The organism is Endozoicomonas sp. Z74 (assembly GCF_057680865.1).
On record NZ_JBLYZI010000100.1, the window covers coordinates 1 to 21,977 of the forward strand.

Sequence of the window (21,977 nt, forward strand, 5' to 3'; positions counted from 1 at the left end):
CCGGAAATACCTTGTGCATCACCGGCAATGGGTGAGGGCGGCAGAGTTTTATGGAGGACACCGATCTGCTCTGGGGACATCATGGGTATGGACTTCAGGATGTCTTGGAATTGCTGAGGTTTCATGGCTGGAACTCCACTTTACACGACAATTCTCATGCTCAGGGAGTATAGACCATGTTAGCAACATTTAATTTGAACAGCGCCTCATAATCGTATTCAGCAACGCCGCTGTTCTCACCTTCAATGAGCAAATTTCTGAGGGTATTGAGTTTTGTTTCTTTGCTTTCAAGTAAACGCAGAGCTGCTCGAATGACCTCACTGGCAGAGCCGTAACGACCACTTTCAACCTGGCTGGAAATAAACCCATCAAAGTGTTCACCCAGGGTTATACTGGTGTTTTTAGCCATTTTCTCCGCCTCCAGGTACGCATTGGTAATACCAATATATACCTGTTTATGGTATTCCATAACCACAAGTCAAGCAGGCATACAACAAGAATGAAAGGGCACTCATAAACCTGATCATCAGTTCAATCAGTCTGTTTTTTGTTATGGATCAGCGGAGCTTACTTGCTTTAAGCACTTCCGTTTTTGTAGAAGAGTTGCTAACGGTTTCACCCATTTGAGTGTCCCCTCTCCACTGGTTAGAAAGACCTGTCAGGGGCCAGAAGCGGCTCGGAAAACTTCCGCCGAGTCAATGATCACAGGGTTGAATGAGTCAACCGCAGTAAAGCAGCAAAATGAGAGTTTGCAGCTCTGTCCTGAAGGAAAATTCCCAAAACCAGCTACCCCATAAGACCCTCCCCTCACCGGCATGACAGCAACCACCATGCCTCTTTTGTTCTTCCCTACTCCCCTCCTGAGTTAAACCCCTTCTTCCCATATTGCCAGTTCCCCGTCGTTTAGCTAGGGGCTGTTGATGTTTTGTCGCGTGCTCAGCCAAAGCCAGCGGTTTCGTGCCCAGGCGCAGTAGCGCAGGAATACTCTCGTCTTTCAAGCTGCTGCAACGATTACACGGAAGCGCTGGCTTTGGCCCTTCGGGTGGTTCGTAAAGTGGCCTTTCGGCTGTGTTGAACTGGCTTGACGTAGAATGCTACGCGCTGCGCCAGTTCGCCCTTGTGCCCTTTAGGGTATTGCGTTAGGCCGCTTTACGAACCACTGAGCTCACGCTAAAACATCAACAGCCCCCAGGGTTCCGGCTGTAACATCTCTGTAAAAAAAGTCCGGAAGCCCACGACTTTATTATGTTTTTGTCACATTTTTGTCATATTCACGTTTTATTGTACGCTCAAGATTCCAGACGGCCTGCGCCATGTATCAAAGATCGATTGAAAACAGTCCAGGTATTGATTTCAATACACCGGCACTAAAAAAGCATCGCTCATTGCGCTTCTTCAAGGACCATATGGCCCGCTGGGGAGTGGCTGCGGGTGGTCTGGGCGTGATTCTGGCGATTCTGCTGATTTTCTTTTATCTGCTCTATGAAGTGGTGCCTCTGTTCAAGGGCGCTGAACTGACTGAAACCTCGGTTTATCCTTCATCTTCCGCCTCTCAGGGCGCGGACTCTCTGTATCTTTCCATGGAAGAGCAGGGTGAGATAGCCATGAGTGCTGGCTCCGATGGCTCCCTGAGGTTTTTTTCGACGGAGTCTGGTGAGTCGCTCAAACGCATTGACTTGCCGGTGCCTGAGGGCGCCAGGATTACCAGCCTGGCAACGGATCCTTCCGGCTCCAGCCTGGTAGCCGCTGGTTTGTCCGATGGTGGGGTGATTCTGTTCAAACACGATTACAAAATCACCTGGCCTGATGATCAGCGGGTGATCACTCCGGTGGTCAGCTATCCCTACGGTGAACAGCCTCTTTCCATGAAAAGCGCCATGACAGGAGAGAGTGCAGAAGGCGTCAATGGGGCTGTATCACAGCTTGCCATCAGTGACAGCGATGAGCAGCTTCTGGTGGCCGCCAGTATCCAGGGGCAACCGGTAATGACGGCCTTTACCAAGGAAGAGGACTTCCTGACGGAGTCGGTCACTATTGAACAGCAGGCGGTCACCCTTCCTCGGGTGGAAGGCGGAATCAAAAGGCTTCTGATCGACCCTGAGCAGTCCTGGCTGTACATTGCCACCGGGCCGGATCGACTGGCACTGGTGAATATTCGTGATATTGACCGCCCCTTTATTGAGACCACTGCCGACCTGACAGAGGGGGATGCCCGGGTAACGGATGTCCAGTTTCTGCTGGGTGGGGTTTCCCTGCTGGTAGGAGACTCCCTGGGCCAGATCAGTCAGTGGTTTATGGTGCGTGAAGGGGAAGGCCAGGTGCTTCGGAAGATTCGTTCCTTCCAGCTGGGATCAGCCCCCATTGACCAGATTGTTCCGGAACACCGTCGCAAGGGCTTTCTGGCCACGGACGAGACCGGGCAGGTGGGGTTGTTCTATACCTCGGCTAATCGCTCTCTGCTCAGGACATCCCTGGCGGATGGCCGGATTGACCAACTGTCGGTGGCCCCCAGGGGCAACTATCTGATGCTCAAAAAGGGTGGGAATACACACTTCCTGACCATGGATAATGAACATCCGGAGATTTCCTGGTCCGCGCTCTGGGGGAAGGTCTGGTACGAATCCTATGACCAGCCGGAGTATATCTGGCAGTCCTCCGCTTCCAACAATGACTTCGAAGCCAAGTTAAGTTTGATGCCACTGGCTTTTGGAACCCTGAAGGCCGCCTTTTACGCCATGTTGCTGGCAACCCCTCTGGCCATCTGTGGTGCTATTTATACCGCCTATTTTATGGCACCGGGCATGCGTCGTAAGGTCAAACCGGTGATCGAGCTGATGGAGGCGCTGCCAACGGTGATTCTGGGTTTCCTGGCGGGGTTGTGGCTGGCGCCACTGATTGAGAACAATCTGCCCGGGATTTTTTCGTTGTTGCTGTTTGTTCCGGCGGGGATTCTTGTTTTCGCTTTTGTCTGGGATAACCTGCCGTCGCGCATACGACACCTTCTGCCTGATGGAATGCAGGCGGGATTGTTGATCCCGGTGGTTCTGCTGAGTGCGGCACTGGCCATGTCATTGAACAGCAGCCTCGAACTCTGGCTGTTTGGTGGCGATATGCGCTCCTGGCTGACCACGGAGCTGGGCATTCCCTACGATCAGAGAAACGCTCTGGTGGTAGGCCTGGCCATGGGCTTTGCCGTGATTCCCACCATCTTCTCCATTGCGGAGGACGCCATTTTCAGTGTGCCAAAGCACTTGAGCTATGGTTCCCTTGCCCTGGGGGCAACTCCCTGGCAGACGTTGACCCGGGTGGTGCTGTTGACCGCCAGCCCCGGTATTTTCTCTGCCGTGATGATCGGGATGGGGCGAGCGGTAGGGGAAACCATGATTGTGCTGATGGCCACCGGTAATACGCCCATTATGGATGCCAATATCTTTGAGGGCATGCGAACCCTGGCGGCTAACATTGCGGTGGAGATGCCCGAGTCGGAAGTGGGGAGCAGCCATTACCGGATTCTGTTCCTGGCAGCGCTGGTGCTGTTCCTGTTCACCTTTGTTGTCAACACGGCTGCGGAGATGGTTCGTCACCGTCTCCGTAAGAAGTACAGCTCACTTTAGGAGAGTGACTCATGAAATTATCCATCAGACTCTCTCCAAGGATCACTCCTAAACAGTGGTTCAAAAGTGGCTCTCCCTGGGTATGGCTGAATGCCGGTTCAGTAGCCATCAGCCTGGTGCTGGTGGTGGGCCTGCTGGGTTTGATTGCGGTTCGTGGGCTTGGGCATTTCTGGCCGGGCCAGGTTCTGGTGGCGGACTATCAGCCACCGGGACATACCAGCAGAGTGGTTGCCGGTGAAATTGCCGACAGTGAAGAAGTGACGGCTGCGCGCCTTGAAGCCGCCGGGATTGAGATCGATTCGGATCAGGAAACCTTTACCCGGAACCTGCTGAAACAGGGTAACCGGGATGTCACTGGCCATGATTTTGCCTGGGTGGTGGATGAATGGCTGACCGACCGTTCCTGGCCGGAAGACATCATGGTGCTGGAGCGCCGAGAGTGGGGTAATTTTTACGGCTTTCTGCAAACCGTTAAAGAAGAGGGTGTGGTCGTGGCTGAGGGTGACAGGGCCCATGCTGCGTTCAAAGCACGGCTTGATCGTGCCCTGGCGATTTATGAAGCGATTTACCGCATTGAAAAACACGACATTGGCGCTGTTAATGCGGCCCTGGAACAGTTGCGGCTGGCCGAGCGTCGCCTGGTGTTGAAAGGAGAGGTGGACCCGGTCAGGCAGGCGGATATTGAGGCGGAAAGAAAACAGCTGAACCAGCAGTACCATCAGCTGGAAACGAAGCTGGGGGATCTCTACCGGGCGTTTAACCGGGACAGCTTTGTAGCAACCACTGTTGATGGCCGTGAGCTGGAACAGCCCATCAGTAAAGTGGTGCGTGCATACCAGCCCAATGCCATGGCCTTGCTGGATAAAGTCGGTTTTTACTTCGACAAGGTGGCTGAATTCATCCTCGATGACCCGAGGGAAGCCAATACCGAGGGCGGTGTCTTCCCGGCGATTTTTGGTACTGTGATGATGGTGATCCTGATGTCGATCATCGTCACTCCCTTTGGTGTGGTGGCTGCGGTTTATCTGCGGGAGTATGCCAACCAGGGCTGGCTGACCCGGGCGATCCGGGTGGCAGTGAACAACCTGGCCGGGGTTCCTTCCATTGTTTACGGTGTCTTTGGTCTCGGGTTTTTCATTTATTTTGCCGGTGGCCATATTGATCAGCTGTTTTTCCCGGAGGCGCTGCCATCCCCAACCTTTGGGACACCAGGGTTGCTGTGGGCTTCTATTACTCTGGCTTTGCTGACCCTGCCGGTGGTGATTGTGGCCACGGAAGAGGGGCTGTCCCGCATTCCCCGTTCCGTTCGTGAGGGGAGCCTGGCCCTGGGGGCAACCAAGGCAGAGACCCTCTGGCGGGTGGTGCTGCCCATGGCCAGCCCGGCTATGATGACCGGGTTGATTCTGGCTGTGGCCAGGGCTGCAGGGGAAGTGGCTCCCCTGATGCTGGTAGGTGTGGTCAAGCTGGCACCGAGTCTGCCCCTTGATGGCAATTACCCGTTTCTGCACCTGGACCAGAAATTCATGCATCTGGGTTTCCATATCTTTGATGTGGGTTTCCAGAGCCCCAATGTGGAAGCCGCCAGGCCGCTGGTTTACGCCACAGCCCTGTTGCTGGTGATTGTGATTGCGGTGTTGAATTTGTCGGCGGTGGCCATTCGCAACCATTTGCGGGAAAAGTATAAGAGCCTTGAAGTGTGACGGCTTGAATAGAGCGGCTTCCATCATGATACATTTTTTTCGGAGAGACGGTTTTGAGTGAAGCACTGAAAGAGGCGCAGGGTGTGAACACATCATCTCACTCATCCCTGGAGTCACCGGGGAGTACGGTGGAAGTTCAAAGAGAGCCAGCATCACCAGCGTTCAATATGGAGAGTCTCGGGCGTAACCGCAGTAAACTCAGCCTGGACCAGGAAGCGACCTGCATGGCGGTCAAAGGCCTGAATCTGCACTACGGCAGCAAGCAGGCTTTGTTTGATATCTCCATGAACATTCCTCAAAAGCGGGTAACGGCGTTTATCGGGCCTTCCGGTTGTGGTAAATCCACCCTGCTGCGCAGTATGAACCGGATGAATGACCTGGTGGATGGCTGTCGTGTGGATGGAGAAATTCTACTGGATGACATAAATATCTACGAAAAGGCAGTTAACGTTGCCGATCTTCGTCGCCGAGTCGGGATGGTGTTCCAGAAGCCCAATCCTTTCCCAAAAAGCATTTATGAAAATGTGGCCTATGGTCTGCGTATTCAGGGGATCAACAAAAAGCGGGTGCTGGACGAAGTGGTGGAGTGGGCTCTGAAGGGTGCCGCCCTCTGGAATGAGGTGAAGGACCGGCTGCATGAAAGTGCTCTGGGTCTGTCCGGTGGTCAGCAGCAGCGACTGGTGATTGCCAGGACCATTGCGGTGGAGCCGGAGGTTCTGCTGCTGGATGAGCCTGCCTCGGCCCTGGACCCGATCTCTACGTTGAAGATTGAAGAGCTGATCAATGAGCTGAAGTCAAAGTTCACCATTGTTATTGTCACCCATAATATGCAGCAGGCGGCCCGGGTATCCGATTACACCGCTTTCATGTACATGGGTCAGCTGGTGGAGTTCGGGGATACGGATACGCTGTTCACCAACCCCGGGAAAAAGCAGACAGAAGACTACATTACCGGCCGTTACGGTTAAGCGGAATCAGGAGAGTGAACGATGGATATCAAGAATGACCTGCTGACAGATCACATCTCCCAGCAGTTTAATCATGAGCTGGAAGAGCTTCGTAACAGTCTGCTGTCCATGGGGGGAATGGTGGAGAAGCAGGTCAGTGACGCCATTGAGTCCCTGATTAATGCAGACAGTGACCTGGCCACAACCGTCTGTGAGAAAGACTCAGACATTAACTTTATGGAAATCTCCATTGATCAGGAGTGTTCCCGTATTCTCGCCCGTCGTCAGCCCGCCGCCAGCGATCTGCGGCTGGTACTGGCCTGTACCAAAGTGGCTACCGATCTGGAGCGTATCGGGGATGAAGCCGCCAAGATATCCCGTTTTGCCATCAAGCTTTCGGAGCAGGGGGAAGCCCCGAAAGGCTATATAGAAACCCGCCACATCGGGAGCCATGTCCGGCAGATGACCCAGGATGCCCTGAATGCGTTTGCCCGCTTTGATGCGGAGCAGGCCCTGGCAGTGGCCAAGGAGGACAAGGCGGTTGACCGTGAATACAAAAGCGCCACCCGGGAGCTGGTGACTTATATGATGGAAGATCCCCGTTCAATCACCCGGGTTTTGAACATTATGTGGGTGCTCCGGTCTCTGGAGCGCATTGGTGATCACGCCAGGAATATTGCGGAATATGTCATTTATCTGGTGAAGGGAACGGATGTCCGTCATATTGGCCTGAAGCGAATGCAGGAAGAGGTGTTTGATCAGCAGTAACCGCTGTATCACTTTATTCTATACACCGGTATGTGTAGTCAATTAGCCGGTCCAGGCTTCGTATCAAATCTTTTTTGTATTTTTGATACCCCCCCCACCCGGCATGCACCGGGTGGGCAAGGTCGATCAGTTTTACCTGAGTGTTTTCAGGGTACTCAGTGTCAACCACCACCAGTAAACTGCTGGCTATAAAGGTGATATCTGCCTGCTGTAGCCGGTCTCGTATCTCCCGTAAAGATCCAATAATGTGTCTCCGGTTTTCTATTCCGCAGCTGTTGATCAACTCTTTAATATGCTGATTGGAATTCTGTGTCAGACGTAACCGGTTCTGGTCAACCGGCTCTCCCTTGTTTTTAAAACCTTCAACCCGGTAGCCTCTTTCTTTTGATTTAAAGAGTCTGTCCATAATGCCATGCCTGGCTTTTTTCCGGTGAGGATGGGGGTGACCGGACCGGCTCAACTGTTCCACCGAGGCGGTTTCAAACCCAAGCTTGATATCCATTTCCATTTTTCTACCCTCAGGTATCCTGGCCCCCAGCCGCTCGGGAATGATGATTTCCTTGCCCTGTTCTTCCGCACGCTTCAGTAATGGTGCCAGTGCCTCCCTTTCACCGGGGCCCAGAGCTTCTGCATCCACTGTTTTGGGTATGACTGAATCCAGTCCCAGAGTATGTCGCCATTGGTAGATTTCGGCTTCCTCTGAATTGGTCATTTTGGCAATCAACCGGTCACTCAGCATCGTTATGCAACCCGCATGGCCTGCGACTTGAGAGCTTTCTCCCTCAGGCTGTCGATGAACTTCAGAGAGCTCGTTGTACAGGTTTGAGTCAGAATCACCATCAATCCGCTCATATATGTGAAGTGCTTCATAGGGGGGAGGATATTCAGAAGCGTCATTAGAGGGGGTGGGGAAATAAGGGCTTTCAAACGGTAGTGGCTCAGGTTGGTATTGAATGCCTTTAGGGTCATTTTTTTGACCGCTGCATTCTGGACAGGGTTGATATGCGTCAACGGGTTGCCATGCATTGCCAGAAAACGGTGGTTTTAGAAAACCGTAACTTGGATGTTCTCTGGGAGGTGTCAAATAATGACTTCCTCTGTCGGAATCAGCATGAATTTTCCATGATGTATGAATAAAGCCTGATGAATCATGAGAGCTTCTTGTGTTTGGTATGATTTTTTGTTCGGGGCAGTGCTTTCCGACCGTTCGGCCACGGGCATTTCCTGAGGCGATATGCCTTTCTTCAGGGTTTTTATGTATTTCATTTCTTTTTAAATCATTTCCTGAAGAGGGCGCTGTAAAGCCTTTTCTGATGTTGCCAGGCATTAAGATTCATCCCCTGGTTTATTTAAAGAATTACTTATAGATATATCAATGATGGATTATTGAATCCTTTCCATAAGGGATTGGTGACTGCTTTGAAAAAAGTCATCAGAATTCTGGGCTAATCTATAACTCATAAACTTTCAATGAGCATTAAGCAGTATTGAAGTAACACAATGCTGAAACCATCACGGAAGAAATCATCAGCAGGTATCCATGAACCATTCAAGCGCACTTGATGAATCCTGGGATGTGCCGGACAAGCAGCCAGCAGAGGCGGACTCTTTGCTGGGGTGCCTGGCCATTCTTACCCGATATTACGGCAATCCCTTCTCTGAAGAGTCCCTGCGGGCCGGGATGCCTCTGGAAAATGGTCGATTTACAGCAGAAGTATTTATGCGGTCTGCTGATCGTTCAGGGTTGTCAGCCAAAATTCATAAACGGAAGCTTTCTGAAATTTCTTCCCTGGTAACACCGGCGGTTCTGTTGCTCAACAAGAAAAGAGCCTGTGTATTGGTGGATATAGATGTGGTGGAAGGCAAAGCCAGGGTGATCATTCCTGAAACCGGGGATGGGGTGAAACGGGTCAAGCTTGAGGATCTGGAAGAGCACTATACCGGCTATGTCATTTATATCCGTGAAAAATTCCGTTATGACCAGCGAACTTCCCAGAAACTGAATGTGCGCTCCAAGCATTGGTTCTGGGGAACCATTCTTGGTTCCTGGAGAATCTACCGGGATGTTTTGCTGGCTTCATTGCTGATTAATATCTTTGTGGTGGCCAGTCCGCTGTTTGTAATGAATGTCTATGACCGGGTGGTTCCCAATCACGCCATTGAAACACTCTGGGTACTGGCGATTGGCGCTTTGATTGTCTTCAGTTTTGACTTCGTATTGAAAATGGTACGAAGTTATTTTATCGATCTGGCCGGGAAGAAGTCAGACATTCTTTTGTCCTCAAGGATTATGGAGCAAGTTCTGGGCCTGAGTATGAAGGCCAAGCCAACCTCTGTGGGTTCCTTTGCCAAAAGTCTCCAGGACTTTGAAAGTATCCGGGAATTCATTACCTCTTCCACGGTGGTGGCGTTGGTGGATTTGCCATTCACCTTCATCATCCTCTTTGTCATCTTTGTTCTGGGCGGCCCTCTGGCGGTGGTTCCTGTCACCTGTATGGCCATTATCGGGATCTACAGCTTTGCCATACAAGGGCCTCTGAAACGCTCGGTAGAAAAAACATTACGCTCCAGTGCCCAGAAGAGTGCAACGCTGATTGAGAGCTTGTCGGGTATGGAAGCGCTGAAGATTGCCCAGGCTGAAAGTGATGTCCAGCACAAATGGGAGAAAGCGGTCAGCCATATTGCCACCTGGAGCATCAAAACCAAGCTACTGAGTTCTTCTGCTTCCTCCTTCAGCGCCTTTGTTCAGCAGATCGGAAACATTGGCATGATCATTCTGGGGGTGTACCTGATCTCGGAAGGCGAGCTGAGTATGGGAGGGCTGATTGCTTCAGTGATGCTTTCTGGAAGGTGCCTGGCGCCAATGGCCCAGATTGCAGGCCTGGCCACCCGGTATAACCAGTCAAAGTCAGCCCTTGATGGGCTTAACCAGATCATGGGAATGCCCATTGAGCGCCACGAAGACAGGGATTATGTGAATCGCCCCGATCTAAAAGGCACTATCGAGTTTGATGCGGTCAATTTTACTTACCCTGACCAGGAGATTCAGGCGCTTCGGGAAGTTTCCCTGAAAATCAAAGCGGGAGAAAAAGTGGCCATTATCGGCCGGATTGGTTCCGGCAAGACGACCCTGGAAAAGCTGGTGCTGGGGCTGTATGAACCGGAAGAGGGGGCTGTTCGCATTGACGGAATTGATCTTCGGCAGATCAACCCGACGGATCTTCGCAGCAGCATTGGCTGTGTCTCTCAGGATATCACCCTGTTCTACGGAAGCATCAAGGAAAACATCACCCTTGGAGCCAACCATGTTGAAGACAGTCAGCTGCTCAGGGCCGCTGAGATTGCCGGGGTTACCGAGTTTGCCAATAAGCACCCTAACGGCCTGGATATGATTGTCGGTGAGCGTGGCCAGAACCTGTCCGGTGGACAGCGTCAGAGTATTGCCATGGCGCGGGCGCTGTTGATGGATCCGCCTATTCTGGTCATGGACGAGCCGTCCAGCTCTATGGACAACACCACGGAGCTGAGAATGAAGGACCAGTTGCGTAACCGTTGCCAGGATAAAACGCTGCTGCTGGTGACCCACAAGGCCTCCATGCTGGACCTGGTGGATCGTCTGATAGTGATGGATAACGGCCGTATTGTTGCCGATGGGCCCAAGGATCAGGTGCATGCCGCCCTGAAACAGGGAAAGTTGAAGATTGAATAGGTTGTGGCTATGAGCACCAAAAAGAGCACTGAAAATCAGGGACAGGCATCCCGCCCGGAAGCACACCCGGCAAAGCCCGGTCAGGACAGCAAACAGGATCAACCAGAAGCAGCAATGGTGGTCAAACCCGATGCCGCTGCTGCCAATGACGGTGCTGATTGTCTGGAAAGTGCGACTGAAAATGTTCGCGAAGAAGAGATGGAGTACATCTCGGACACCAATGCTGCCCTGTTGATGAAAACTCCCCGTGGAGGGCGTTTTCTGATTTATACCATGTTGTTGGCTTTGTTCAGTGCCCTGACCTGGGCCAGTTTTGCCCGGTTGGATGAGGTCACCCGGGGGATGGGGAGTGTTATTCCTTCATCCCGTCTGCAAGTCGTTCAAAACCTGGAAGGCGGCATTCTGGAAAAGCTGTATGTTCAGGAGGGGGAGCAGGTCAGTGCTGGGCAGCCCTTGATGCAGCTGGATGATACCCAGTTTTCATCCAGCTTTCGTGAAAGCAATATTGAGTATTTTGGTGAGCTGGCTAAGGCCGCCAGGCTCAGGGCCGAGCTGTCAGGAAAACCATTGAGTTTTCCCAAGGCACTGGATGAGCATCCAGACTATATCCGTCGGGAGCAGGATGTGTATAACCAGCGTTCACAAAGCCTGAAAGCTGAGTTGGAAGTGTCCAATAAACAGGCCAGCCAGGCAGAGCACGAACTCAATGCGGCCAGGGCGCAGCTGAAGTTCCTGATCAACAGCTATGAATTGGGACGGGATGAACTCCGCTTGACCGTTCCTCTGGCCAGGCAGGGGGTGGTCTCAAGAGTGGAGTTGATCCAGTTGAAACAGCGGGTCAATGATCTGGAGTCGGAAAAGCGGATGACTGAACTGAGTATTCCCAAGCTCAGGGCTGCTTATCAGGAAGCTCTGGCTCGCAAGGAAGAAATCAGGTTGCAGTTTCGGGAGGAGGTGGTTGAAAAGCTTCAGGAGACGGAATTGCACCTGGATCAGTTGAGTGAGTCAAACAATGTTCTGGAAGACCAGGTGGATCGGACTTTGATTCGCTCCCCCATGAATGGCATTGTTAAGAAAATACATGTCACTACTGTGGGTGGTGTGGTGCAGCCCGGCATGAGCTTGCTGGAAATTGTGCCCATTGAGGACAATCTTCTGGTGGAAGCCCAGGTCCAGCCTAAAGACATTGGCTTTTTGAGAGAAGGGATGAAAGCCATCGTAAAACTGACGGCTTACGACTTTGCGATCTACGGTGGGCTTGAGGGCTCTGTGGAGCACATCAGTGCTGATACCATCAAGGATGAAAAAGGGGAGAGTTTTTACATTGTCCACATTCGAACCAATAAAAGCCATGTGGGCACCCCGGAAAAGCCTCTGATGATCATCCCGGGTATGCGAACCAATGTAGACATCATCACGGGCAAAAAAACATTGATGCAGTACATGCTCAAACCGATTCTTAAAGCCAGGCAGAATGCATTGACTGAAAGATGAACTCAAATATCAATCAGGTCATTGGCTATGTAACAGAGGTTCAGGGTGACGTTGTTGCCACGGCAGCGGATGGCAGTCAGCGGGTTCTCCAGCCAGGTGACCCCATTTATCTGAATGAGCAAGTTTCCTCTGAAGCGGGTGCGACCGCCCAATTTCAATTGAACAATGGCCAGGTGGTGAATGTTCCAGGCCAGAGTTCAATATTTCTCAATGCCCAATTTATTGCGTCAAAGTCTGGTAGCGACATCCAGGAAGATGTTGAGGCCATGCAGGAGGCCATTGCTCAGGGGGAAGACCCTTCTGAAGTGACTGAAGCCCCTGCCGGGGGCGAGGCTCAGAGCAGTGATTCGACCCCGGAGGGAGAGGGGGGGTACAGTAGTGCTCCCATTGTAGAGCGGGAAGATGATGAGTTTGACAATGGGTTACCCGATGAGGGCGAAGACGAGGCCCTGATTGAGCAAGAGGCCTTTTCGGCCGAACCGGTTCAGGAAGAGGATTCCATACCGGGGAATCAGGCCCCTCTGGCCCTGAGCACCACAGAGGTGGTGACGGAAGATGGACCGGTGCTCAGTGGCTATGTGAAAGCCACAGACGGTGATGCTGGCGATGTTCTGACGTACCGGTTGTTATCGGGGCCTGAGTCCGGTGAACTGACATTATCACTGGATGGACGCTTTACCTTCGATCCGGGTGAGGCCTTTCAATACCTTGGCGAAGAGGAACAGGCATCCGTTGCCTTCACTTTTGAAGTTGAGGATTCCCGGGGGGCAAAAGGCAGTGCGGTTGTTGATATTGTGGTTACCGGTGTCAATGACACTCCTGAAGTCTCAGAGATTGTTGCAGGCGAAGCAGGGCAGAACCAGGAAACGCTGAGTGTTAACCTTCTTGACCATGCCTCAGACGTTGATGCCAGCGACACCCTCAGTGTCAGCCACCTGAGGCGGGTGTCAGGGAATGAAGTGGGTGTTCGTCTTTCCGAGAATGGCACAGAGCTGATTGTTGATCCTCCGGCGTACCGGTTTTTAGCGGAAGGGGAGCAGGAAACCCTTCGTTATGAATTCCGGGTGATGGACTCCCACGGCAGTTACACTGTCCAGACCGCTGAGATTGTCCTTTCCGGCAGTAATGATCTTCCAACAGTGAGCAGCGCGGTTCTCGCGGGGGCAGACCAGAATGGGCAGCCCTTTGAAGTGAATCTTTTGCAGGGTGCAGAAGACATCGATGCTTCAGATACCCTGAGTATTGCTTCTTTGCAACTGGTGGCAGGAGACCCAAGAGGGATCACTCCATCCGGAGGGTATTCTCTCAATGTGAACCCTTCTGATTATGACTACCTGGGTGAAGGTGACATTGAAGAGATCACCTATGAGTACCAGGTTCGTGATGACCAGGGAGGGTATGTTGACCAGCGGGCCACCGTTACTGTCGAGGGAAGGAATGATGCGCCTGTCAGTGCTGACAACGCAAGCACGGTGACAGAAGACAGTGCTTATTCATTTACTCTTTCAGACTTTCCCTTCAATGATATTGATAGAGGCAGTGCCCTGGATTCCGTCCAGATCACCACGCTTCCTGCCAAAGGCCAGTTAACGCTGGATGGCCAGGGAATTGTACCGGGGCAGGATATTTCCAGAGCTGATATTGAAAGTGGACGGTTTCTTTTCAGCCCCGGGGAGCATGAGTCTGGAGACAATTATGCCGGTTTCACTTTTCGGGTCAGTGATGGCATTCAGCTATCGGAAGAGCATGCCTATTCTTTTGATGTGACAGCGAGTGCGGATGTTGCTGAGCTGGCCATCAATGCCAATACCAGTGATGTTCCAGGTTATGACTACGTGGTCAGCAGCTTTGAAGATGAACCGCTGCCGCTGGATATCAGCGCTCAGTTAGTAGACCTTGATGGCTCGGAGTCGCTTTCTCTGGTTGTTTCCGGGCTCCCCTCGGGAAGTGTTCTGACCGATGGAACCCGCCATTTTGCTGCAGATGGCACCGCCTTGAATCTGGATGGCTGGCAGCTGAACTCATTGCAGTGGATTCCGGAAACCAACCAGCATGATGACTTTGACCTGACGTTTACTGCCACGACCACCGAGTCAGAAAACGGTGACCAGGCAACCATCAGCAAAGTGCTGCATGTGGACATGGTTCCAGTCAATGACCGGCCAGAGACCCAGGATGCCGAGGCCACCCTTCTTGAAGACAATACCTATATTTTTACAGACAGAGATTTTGCGTTTGCGGATGTTGATATAGGAAACCAGCTTCAGAGCATTCGAATTGAATCCCTGCCGCTTGACGGAGCGCTTTTATACAACAATGCACCCGCTACTTCCGGAGTTGAACTGACTAAAAGTGATCTATTGGCGGGACGCCTTAAATTTGTACCGGGCGCTCATGAATTTGGCAGTGAATACACGCATTTTGGGTTTTCAGTCAGTGACGGAGAACTGTATTCCGAAATGGCCACTTTCCGTTTTGATGTGGATGCTGTCAATGATGCCCCGGAAGTCAGTCAGCCACTTGAAACAGAAAGGCTGGAAGATGACGGAACCTTCACAGTAGACCTGCTTGATCATGCCAGTGACGTTGATGGTGACACGCTGAACATTGCTCATCTGACCCTTGAAAGCGGTAATGATTCGGGTGTCAGCCTATCGGGGAACCAGCTGGTTGTGGATCCTGAAGTGTATGAGTTTTTATCTGAAGGTGACGTTGAGACGGTTCATTATCGATACGATGTTGTTGATGGTAATGGGGGGCAGGCTTCCCAGGAAGCCACCATCAGAATTGTCGGGAAAAATGATGGGGCCATCATTGCCGGTGTTGATATCGGCACCGTATCGGAAGAGGATGCCGTCACCCTGACAGCCACGGGTGCATTAACGATAACGGACGTCGATAGTGGTGAAGCGGCGTTTACTGCCGAAACGATCAGCGGCTCTTATGGCTCTTTGAGTATTGATGAGAGCGGTAACTGGAGTTACAGCGCGGATAACAGCCAGTCGGCCATTCAGCAGCTGGGTCAGGGTGACACATTAACCGATACGGTCAGTGTTCGTTCTGTGGATGGCACCACTCACGGCATCACGGTTACGATCCAGGGTGAGAACGATGGCGCCCAGATCAGCGGTGTGGATACCGGCAGTGTAACGGAAGACGATGGCACGACACTGGCTGCGACTGGAGCATTGACTGTAACGGACGCAGATAGTGGTGAAGCGGCGTTTACTGCCGAAACGGTCAGCGGCTCTTATGGCTCTCTGAGTATTGATGAGAACGGTAACTGGAGTTACAGCGCCGATAACAGCCAATCAGCCATTCAGCAGCTGGGCGAGGGTGACAGTCTGACGGATACGGTCAGTGTGTGCTCTGTGGATGGCACCTCTCATGACATCACGATCACAATCCAGGGTGAGAATGATGGCGCCCAGATCAGTGGTGTGGATACCGGCAGTGTGACGGAAGAAGGAGGAGACCCTGAACCGGAAAAATATGCACTGGAAATAACCGGCGGCCAGGTCGAATGGGTTGTTTATTATCCCAACCATAGCAGCAGCCAATCCCGGATTCTGGTGGATAACCGGGTTTTGGATGTAGATGGAAGAGATGTTGAAGAGCTCAGCATTCTGGATATTTTTGAAGGCCCTGTTGAATTTTCCCGTTCCGACAGTGCCTGGACTACCTTTTACGGAGCATCTGATCCAGGATTCGATGCTTCTTCCTCAAACTTTCAAGGCTCTATTCGAGCAATGAGCTTTGGTGGTTATGCAATAAAAACGGAATTGAACAGTCGGCTTATTGGGGACGAATTTGATCCTGACATCCTGACGGCTTCCGGTATCCTGGAAGTCAGTGATACTGACTCTGATGAAAGTTTATTTATTGAAGAGGTTTTGTCGGGTGATTATGGATCTCTGACCATTGACGAGAATGGCCACTGGAGTTACAGCGCAGACAAACAGCAGCCAGTCATTCAACAGTTGGGCGAAGGTGAGAGCCTGACGGATACGGTCAGTGTGCGTTCTGTGGATGGAACGACTCATAACATTTCCATCACCATCAATGGTGAGAGCGATGGCGCCCAGATCAGTGGTGTGGATACCGGCAGTGTAACGGAAGACGATGGCTCGACACTGGTTGCGACTGGAGCATTGACGGTAACGGACGTTGATAGTGGTGAAGCGGCGTTTACTGCCGAAACGGTCAACGGCACTTACGGCTCTCTGAGTATTGATGCAAACGGTACCTGGAGTTACAGCGCGGACAACAGCCAAGCGGCCATTCAACAGCTGGGCGAGGGTGACAGTCTGACGGAGACGATCAGTGTGCGCTCTGTGGATGGCACCCCTCATGACATCACAGTGACGATCAGCGGTCGGAATGACGGGCCGGTGTTGGCGGAGTTGCCTTTTTCTGCCCAGGGGGTAGAGGATCAAGTCATTCGCTTTACCAGGGAAGACCTGCTGTCCGGGGCCACGGATCAGGAAGGTGACCGTCTCAGCATTGAGAGTGTCAGCTACAGCGGCAATGATGGGACGCTGAATGACGTGGGCAGCCTCCAGTTTGGGGCACAAACGGATGGTTTGCTGGCTCTGGATGAAAAACTCTCCGGTTTTGACGCGTTCTCCCTCGAGTTTGAATACACGTCGACAGGCTCTCATTCCGGCAGTCTTGATTCCATTCTCAGTGTGATGAACCCCGCTGAAAATAAACAGCTGAATGTTTACATCTGGAACAGTGACGGTTCGCTCAGGCTGGATTTAGGGGATTCTGTCATTCGGTTTGATGACATTAATGTCTACGACGGGGAATCCCACACCATTGCAATCACCTGGGACAGCATCAGCGGTGAGTTCAAGCTGTATGACAATCAGGAGCTGGTTGGAAGCGTAGTGGATGAGCAGGGCTTCAGTATGCCTGCTGATAGCTGGGTAACCGTAGGGCAGGAGCAGGACAGTTACGGCGGTGGGTTCGACAGTGCCCAGTCCATGACCAATACCAACATCGGTCACCTGTCCATGGCTTACGATGTGGTGACCCAGGCGCAGATTGAAGCGGGCATCAGTGTGGCCCAAGGCAGTGATCAGCTGGCGTTTGACCTCAGGGTTCTCAATGGTGAGATGACCGATACTGCCGGTCACTTCACGGTCAGTGAGACGACTAATGTCGTTGATGTTCATGAGTACTATGAATTTACCCCCTCGGCGGATGTGACCGGTGATATTGCGTTTAACTATGAGGTGTCCGATGGTCGGGATACGACAACCGGCACCGGTACGCTGAGTTTTGCTGAGGGTGCCGTTGAGGTGTCCACAACGCTGGGATCAGCGGTCGTGGAGAACCAGCAGGTGAATACCGAAGCGGACAGTGGCCAGTATGAATCCTCCCTGACCGCCCTGCCCGACGGTGGTTACCTGGCGGTCTGGCGGTCGGATGCCAACGGTGACCATGCCATCATGGGGCAGAAATACCATTATCTGGAGAGCCCCCGGGAGATTGCCATTGGTGACCCCAGTTTTGAAAGTGTCAGTCTTGCCGATGGTGGTTACACGCATCAGCCCGGCGCCAGTGCCTGGTCTTTTTCCAGCGTACATGATGGTATTCATGATTATTCCGCGAGCCATTTGACACAACAGGCTTCTGAGGGCGAGAACGCTGGCTTTATTAATCAGGATGGCGGCGTCATCAGTCAGACCCTGACAGAAACCTTCAACCGGGGCCAGAGCTATACCCTCAAGGTTGATGTAGGCAACCGAAATGATGCTGCGGGTCTTGCCGATTACACCGTTCGCCTTTCAGCGGGGGGCGTGGAACTGGTCAGCGACGGTTCAATCACTCCGGCAGAGGGGGAGTTTGCCACACTGACCCTGAACCTGGATGGCGGCTCTATCCCTCCTGATTCTGCCGCCATAGGCGAACCCCTGAAAATAGAGCTGATCAAAAACAGCGGACCTCAGATCGCGTTTGATAATGTCAGTCTGACCGCTGACCAGACAGGGCTGGTATCGGCCGGTGAGGAATTCCAGATTAACACGTCAGTGCCCACCGAGTCTGATTATGTCCGGTTTCCTGAAGTGGTGGCACTGGACAATGGCCATTACGCGGTCTCCTGGGAATATTTTTCGCCAGGCTCCTGGCAGTCGGCCAGGTTAGCGGTCTTTGATGCTGAAGGTAATACCCTCAAGGGCGAGTTTTCAGTGGGTACCTCCCATTACCAGGCTTCTGTTACGGCTCTGGCTGATAACCGCTTCGCCACGGTGTCGGTGGTCAGTACCGATGGGTTCAATAACAAAGTTCATATTTTTGATGACGCCGGCAATGAGCTTTTGGTGGTGAATGCGGGTAGCTCTGGCGGCTGGGGATTCGCGACACCGGATATCAGTGCCCTGGCCAATGGCGGCTTTGTGGTCAGCTGGCGCAGCAGTTCTACAGCGGATAACAGTGCCCGCTTCCAGGTCTTTGATGCCGACGGCAATGCGACCTCTCCCGAAATCGATTTTGGCGGAACGAACCCTGCGGATCATCGTGATATCCAAACCGTCGCCCTGGAAAGCGGAGACCTGGTCTCGGTTTACCAGAGCGGTGACGATCTCTACTTCCAGCGCTGGGACACGGCGGGTAATGCCATTGGGAGCCCGGAAAGGGTCAATGTCACGACGGAGGGGTCCCAGGGGTCGTTTGATATAGAGACACTGGCCGAGGGAGGCTTCTTTATCACCTGGACCTCCGGTGGCGCCCAGGATGGGGATGGTCAGGGCGTATTTGGCCGCCAGTTTGCGGCTGACGGTTCGGCGCTGACCGGGGAAGTGGCGATAAACAGTACGACCGCAGGAGAGCAGTTTGATCCCCAGGTGGTGCAGCTGAGCAATGGAGCCCTTCAGGCACTCTGGACCTCGGAGCAGGGAGGGAACGCGGAAGTGTTCAGTACCAGCCTGGGGTTGGGCACTGGGGTTCAGGAGCATGCGGCAGCCGGGACGATCGTCGGTCAGGTCGACGTGACCGAGGGAACCGCGGTGAGTTTTGAACTGCTGGATGATGCTGAAGGGCGGTTTGTGATTGATCAGGATACGGGCGCGATCCGGGTCGCGGATGGCAATGGCCTGGATTACGAATCGTCAGACTCCCACGTTGTGTGGGTGCAGGTAACGGATTCCGCAGGTGTGCAGTCCGAACAGAGGGTGGTGATTGATGTCCTGGATATCAATGAAGCACCGGAAGCTGAAGACAATAACCTGTTAACGACCACCGGAAGCGTTTATAGCTTTTCGGTGAGTGATTTTAATTTCTCAGATGTGGATGGAGGTGACCGCCTTCATTCAGTGACGATAACAACAATTCCCGATTCAGGAACGCTGAGCCTCAATGGCAGCGCTGTCACAGCCGGTCAAGTGATCAGTGCTGCGGATATCTCCCGGTTAACCTATACGTCGCCAGACGTTGAAGGTTCGGGAACTCAGTTTGGCTTTATTGTCAGCGATGGGTCGGCACTCAGCGAAGAATACCAGTTCTCCCTGAATTATGAGGCTTATACCCATGCTGAGGATTTCTCGGATTACTCTGCAGGCAATTTGAATGGACAAAATGGCTGGGTAGTGGAGCGGTTTGGTAATACCCACGATGCGGCTATTGTCATTGGTGATACGGCCTATGATGGTGGTAAAGCCATGACCTATGACTGGGCCGGCGGTGGCGTTGGAGCCAGTGCCACCCTGCTGGATTCCAATGTCGGCCTGCTGCCGGATATGAATAATGCCGGCTCGTTCGTTCTTGAAGTGGATATGAAGAAGAACTATTGGGGAAGCGTTTTTGGTATTGGTTCAGACCTGGATGGCAGTGGGCAGATTACTGCCAAGGGCTCTAATAATGAACAGGGGTTGAAGTTCAGTTTTGGCGGCGTCAACAACAGTTTCCTTCACGTAGCGCTTGCCGATGGTTCTACCGTGAACACGAGTGTAGGAAGTGACACCAGCTGGTTCCGTTTTCGCTGGGAGATTGATACGGAAGCCAATAATGGACAGGGAAAGGGAACCCTGATGTTCAAAAATCTTTCGGGGGGGAACTCGGACTGGACGGTCCTTCCCGAACTGACGGATCTTAATCTCGGCCTGGACCAGGGGGCAACGGATGCCAGCAATCCTGCGAACTGGGATGGCTTCTTCCTGCATTTTGAGGGCGCAGGCAGTGGTTTAAGTAATCTGGTCGTTGAATCTTCGCGATTAGAAGGCACTGCAAGCGGTGAAATCATCAACGGGACTGCAGAATCAGAAACGATTCTTGGGCAGGCCGGGGATGATGTAATTTTTGGCGGTGCGGGTAATGACACCCTTTCCGGTGGAGAAGGTTCAGACAGTTTTGCCTGGTCATCGGATGACCTGGGAACGGCCCAGGAGCCAGCTGAAGATGTGATTGTTGACTTCCAGCTTGGTGAGGGTGGGGATGTTATTGACCTTAGTGATGTATTGATTGACGAAAGTGAGGCTTTAGATCAGTACCTCAGCCTGAACTTTGAAAATGGAGATACCACTTTAGAGGTGAAACCTCAGGCAGATGGGAATGTAACCCAGAAAATCAAGTTGGAAGGGATTGATCTGTCGTCTCTTGGCAGTTCTGACTCAGAAATCATTAACAACCTGCTCAATGATGGCAATCTCCAGTTAGAATCGCCGGATAACTTCGTTGACACCGGTGCTAATGAGGCACCGGTAGCAGAAGGCAATAACCTGATAATGACCACTGGAAGCGTTTATAGCTTTTCGGTGGATGATTTTAATTTTTCAGACGCTGATGCAGGTGACAGCCTTCAGTCAGTGGCGATAACGGCAGTACCCGATTCAGGAACGCTGAGCCTGGATGGCAGTGCTGTTACAGCGGGACAGGTGATCAGTGCTGCAGATATTTCTAAACTGGCCTACCGTGCGCCGGATCAAGAGCCCTCTCAATCTACTCGTTTTCGTTTTACCGTCAGTGATGGCTTTTCTTCCAGTGAAGAGTATGAATTTACGATTAATGCCGCTCATTCACAGCCTGAAATAGTGGAAGTCTTGTATGAGCCTGATGTCACTTTAAATGCCAATTACAATGTGCTCACCACTTATGGTTCGACCAGCATTGAGCCTGAAGACATCAGCCAGATTGAGTTTCACACTGGGAGCAACTTTGGAGAAGCGTTCGGTTTTGTTCAGAACCCCGATAATGCCAACCAGTATATGCTGGTCAGCAGACCCTCCTGGTCAACCATGGGAGGGTCTGGCGACTGGGATAACTCTATTCTTTTGAATTATGTGACCTTCTCGAGTTCAGGAGAAGTGCTTCAATACACGAGAACAGCGGCGAGATGGATCTGCCCGAATTATCAGAGTTCTTCATCAGAGCAGGCCGAGGCCAACCAGCTGGTTTCTCAGGCCACTAGCCTGAACTGGGTTGATCCCCCAGCAGTCAACAGTAAATTTTATCGAGATGATGGTTATAGTACGACTCAAATGCAGCCGGTGATAACCACGATAGCTTCAGAGTCTGCACCGGAGCCTCTGGTAGTCGAGTATGAACCTGATGTCACTTTAAATGCCAATTACAATGTGCTCACCACTTATGGTTCGACCAGCATTGAGCCTGAAGACATCAGCCAGATTGAGTTTCACACTGGGAGCAACTTTGGAGAAGCGTTCGGTTTTGTTCAGAACCCCGATAATGCCAACCAGTATATGCTGGTCAGCAGACCCTCCTGGTCAACCATGGGAGGGTCTGG

Annotated in this window: 10 protein-coding genes; 7 read left to right on the forward strand and 3 right to left on the reverse strand. The window is 52.3% G+C overall.

Annotated elements, in window-relative coordinates; genetic code table 11:
• Positions 1-160 precede the first annotated feature (160 nt).
• Positions 161-409 carry a type II toxin-antitoxin system ParD family antitoxin gene (locus ACNRUY_RS21275; protein WP_488113677.1) on the reverse strand — a complete coding sequence of 83 codons (249 nt, stop codon included), beginning with the start codon at positions 407-409 and terminating at the stop codon, positions 161-163.
• Positions 410-1,313: 904 nt separating this feature from the next.
• Here ACNRUY_RS21275 and ACNRUY_RS21280 point away from each other — a divergent pair.
• The 4 genes from ACNRUY_RS21280 (at position 1,314) to phoU (ending at position 7,029) form a co-directional block, all read left to right on the forward strand.
• Complete coding sequence (locus ACNRUY_RS21280; RefSeq protein WP_488113678.1) at positions 1,314-3,614, forward strand: ABC transporter permease subunit; 2,301 nt, start codon at positions 1,314-1,316, stop codon at positions 3,612-3,614.
• 11 nt (positions 3,615-3,625) lie between these two features.
• Positions 3,626-5,314 (forward strand): phosphate ABC transporter permease PstA, encoded by a 1,689-nt coding sequence (pstA, locus tag ACNRUY_RS21285; protein ID WP_488113679.1) that lies wholly within the window; start codon positions 3,626-3,628, stop codon positions 5,312-5,314.
• A gap of 83 nt (positions 5,315-5,397) precedes the next feature.
• Positions 5,398-6,282, forward strand: a complete 885-nt coding sequence (pstB, locus tag ACNRUY_RS21290; RefSeq protein ID WP_488113680.1) for a phosphate ABC transporter ATP-binding protein PstB — start codon at positions 5,398-5,400, stop codon at positions 6,280-6,282.
• Positions 6,283-6,303: 21 nt separating this feature from the next.
• Positions 6,304-7,029 carry a phosphate signaling complex protein PhoU gene (gene phoU, locus ACNRUY_RS21295; protein ID WP_488113681.1) on the forward strand — a complete coding sequence of 242 codons (726 nt, stop codon included), beginning with the start codon at positions 6,304-6,306 and terminating at the stop codon, positions 7,027-7,029.
• A 13-nt stretch (positions 7,030-7,042) separates the two neighbouring features.
• Here the strand turns inward: phoU and ACNRUY_RS21300 are convergent, their stop codons facing one another.
• Both ACNRUY_RS21300 and ACNRUY_RS21305 read right to left on the reverse strand, forming a co-directional pair.
• The gene (locus ACNRUY_RS21300; protein ID WP_488113682.1) at positions 7,043-7,768 is read right to left on the reverse strand and encodes an inositol polyphosphate kinase family protein; all 726 of its coding nucleotides are present in this window, start codon (positions 7,766-7,768) and stop codon (positions 7,043-7,045) included.
• Positions 7,769-7,770: 2 nt separating this feature from the next.
• Positions 7,771-7,998, reverse strand: coding sequence for a hypothetical protein (locus tag ACNRUY_RS21305; RefSeq protein WP_488113683.1), 228 nt, complete (start codon positions 7,996-7,998; stop codon positions 7,771-7,773).
• A 571-nt stretch (positions 7,999-8,569) separates the two neighbouring features.
• On the opposite strand from ACNRUY_RS21305, the gene ACNRUY_RS21310 reads away from it, so the two are divergent.
• The 3 genes from ACNRUY_RS21310 to ACNRUY_RS21320 all read left to right on the forward strand — a co-directional run.
• Positions 8,570-10,738, forward strand: coding sequence for a type I secretion system permease/ATPase (locus ACNRUY_RS21310; protein ID WP_488113684.1), 2,169 nt, complete (start codon positions 8,570-8,572; stop codon positions 10,736-10,738).
• A gap of 9 nt (positions 10,739-10,747) precedes the next feature.
• Positions 10,748-12,232 carry an HlyD family type I secretion periplasmic adaptor subunit gene (locus ACNRUY_RS21315; RefSeq protein ID WP_488113685.1) on the forward strand — a complete coding sequence of 495 codons (1,485 nt, stop codon included), beginning with the start codon at positions 10,748-10,750 and terminating at the stop codon, positions 12,230-12,232.
• Positions 12,229-21,977 (forward strand): retention module-containing protein (locus ACNRUY_RS21320; protein WP_488113686.1); only part of this gene is annotated, 9,749 nt, incomplete at its 3' end. The genes ACNRUY_RS21315 and ACNRUY_RS21320, both read left to right, overlap by 4 nt.

What these genes read in the sequence shown, in the direction of transcription:
- ACNRUY_RS21275 (WP_488113677.1), bottom strand. Translation starts at nt 409, where the DNA reads ATGGCTAAAAACACCAGTATAACCCTGGGTGAACACTTTGATGGGTTT.
- ACNRUY_RS21310 (WP_488113684.1), top strand. Translation starts at nt 8,570, where the DNA reads ATGAACCATTCAAGCGCACTTGATGAATCCTGGGATGTGCCGGACAAG.
- pstA (WP_488113679.1), top strand. Translation starts at nt 3,626, where the DNA reads ATGAAATTATCCATCAGACTCTCTCCAAGGATCACTCCTAAACAGTGG.
- ACNRUY_RS21315 (WP_488113685.1), top strand. Translation starts at nt 10,748, where the DNA reads ATGAGCACCAAAAAGAGCACTGAAAATCAGGGACAGGCATCCCGCCCG.
- ACNRUY_RS21300 (WP_488113682.1), bottom strand. Translation starts at nt 7,768, where the DNA reads ATGCTGAGTGACCGGTTGATTGCCAAAATGACCAATTCAGAGGAAGCC.
- ACNRUY_RS21305 (WP_488113683.1), bottom strand. Translation starts at nt 7,998, where the DNA reads ATGACCCTAAAGGCATTCAATACCAACCTGAGCCACTACCGTTTGAAA.
- phoU (WP_488113681.1), top strand. Translation starts at nt 6,304, where the DNA reads ATGGATATCAAGAATGACCTGCTGACAGATCACATCTCCCAGCAGTTT.
- ACNRUY_RS21280 (WP_488113678.1), top strand. Translation starts at nt 1,314, where the DNA reads ATGTATCAAAGATCGATTGAAAACAGTCCAGGTATTGATTTCAATACA.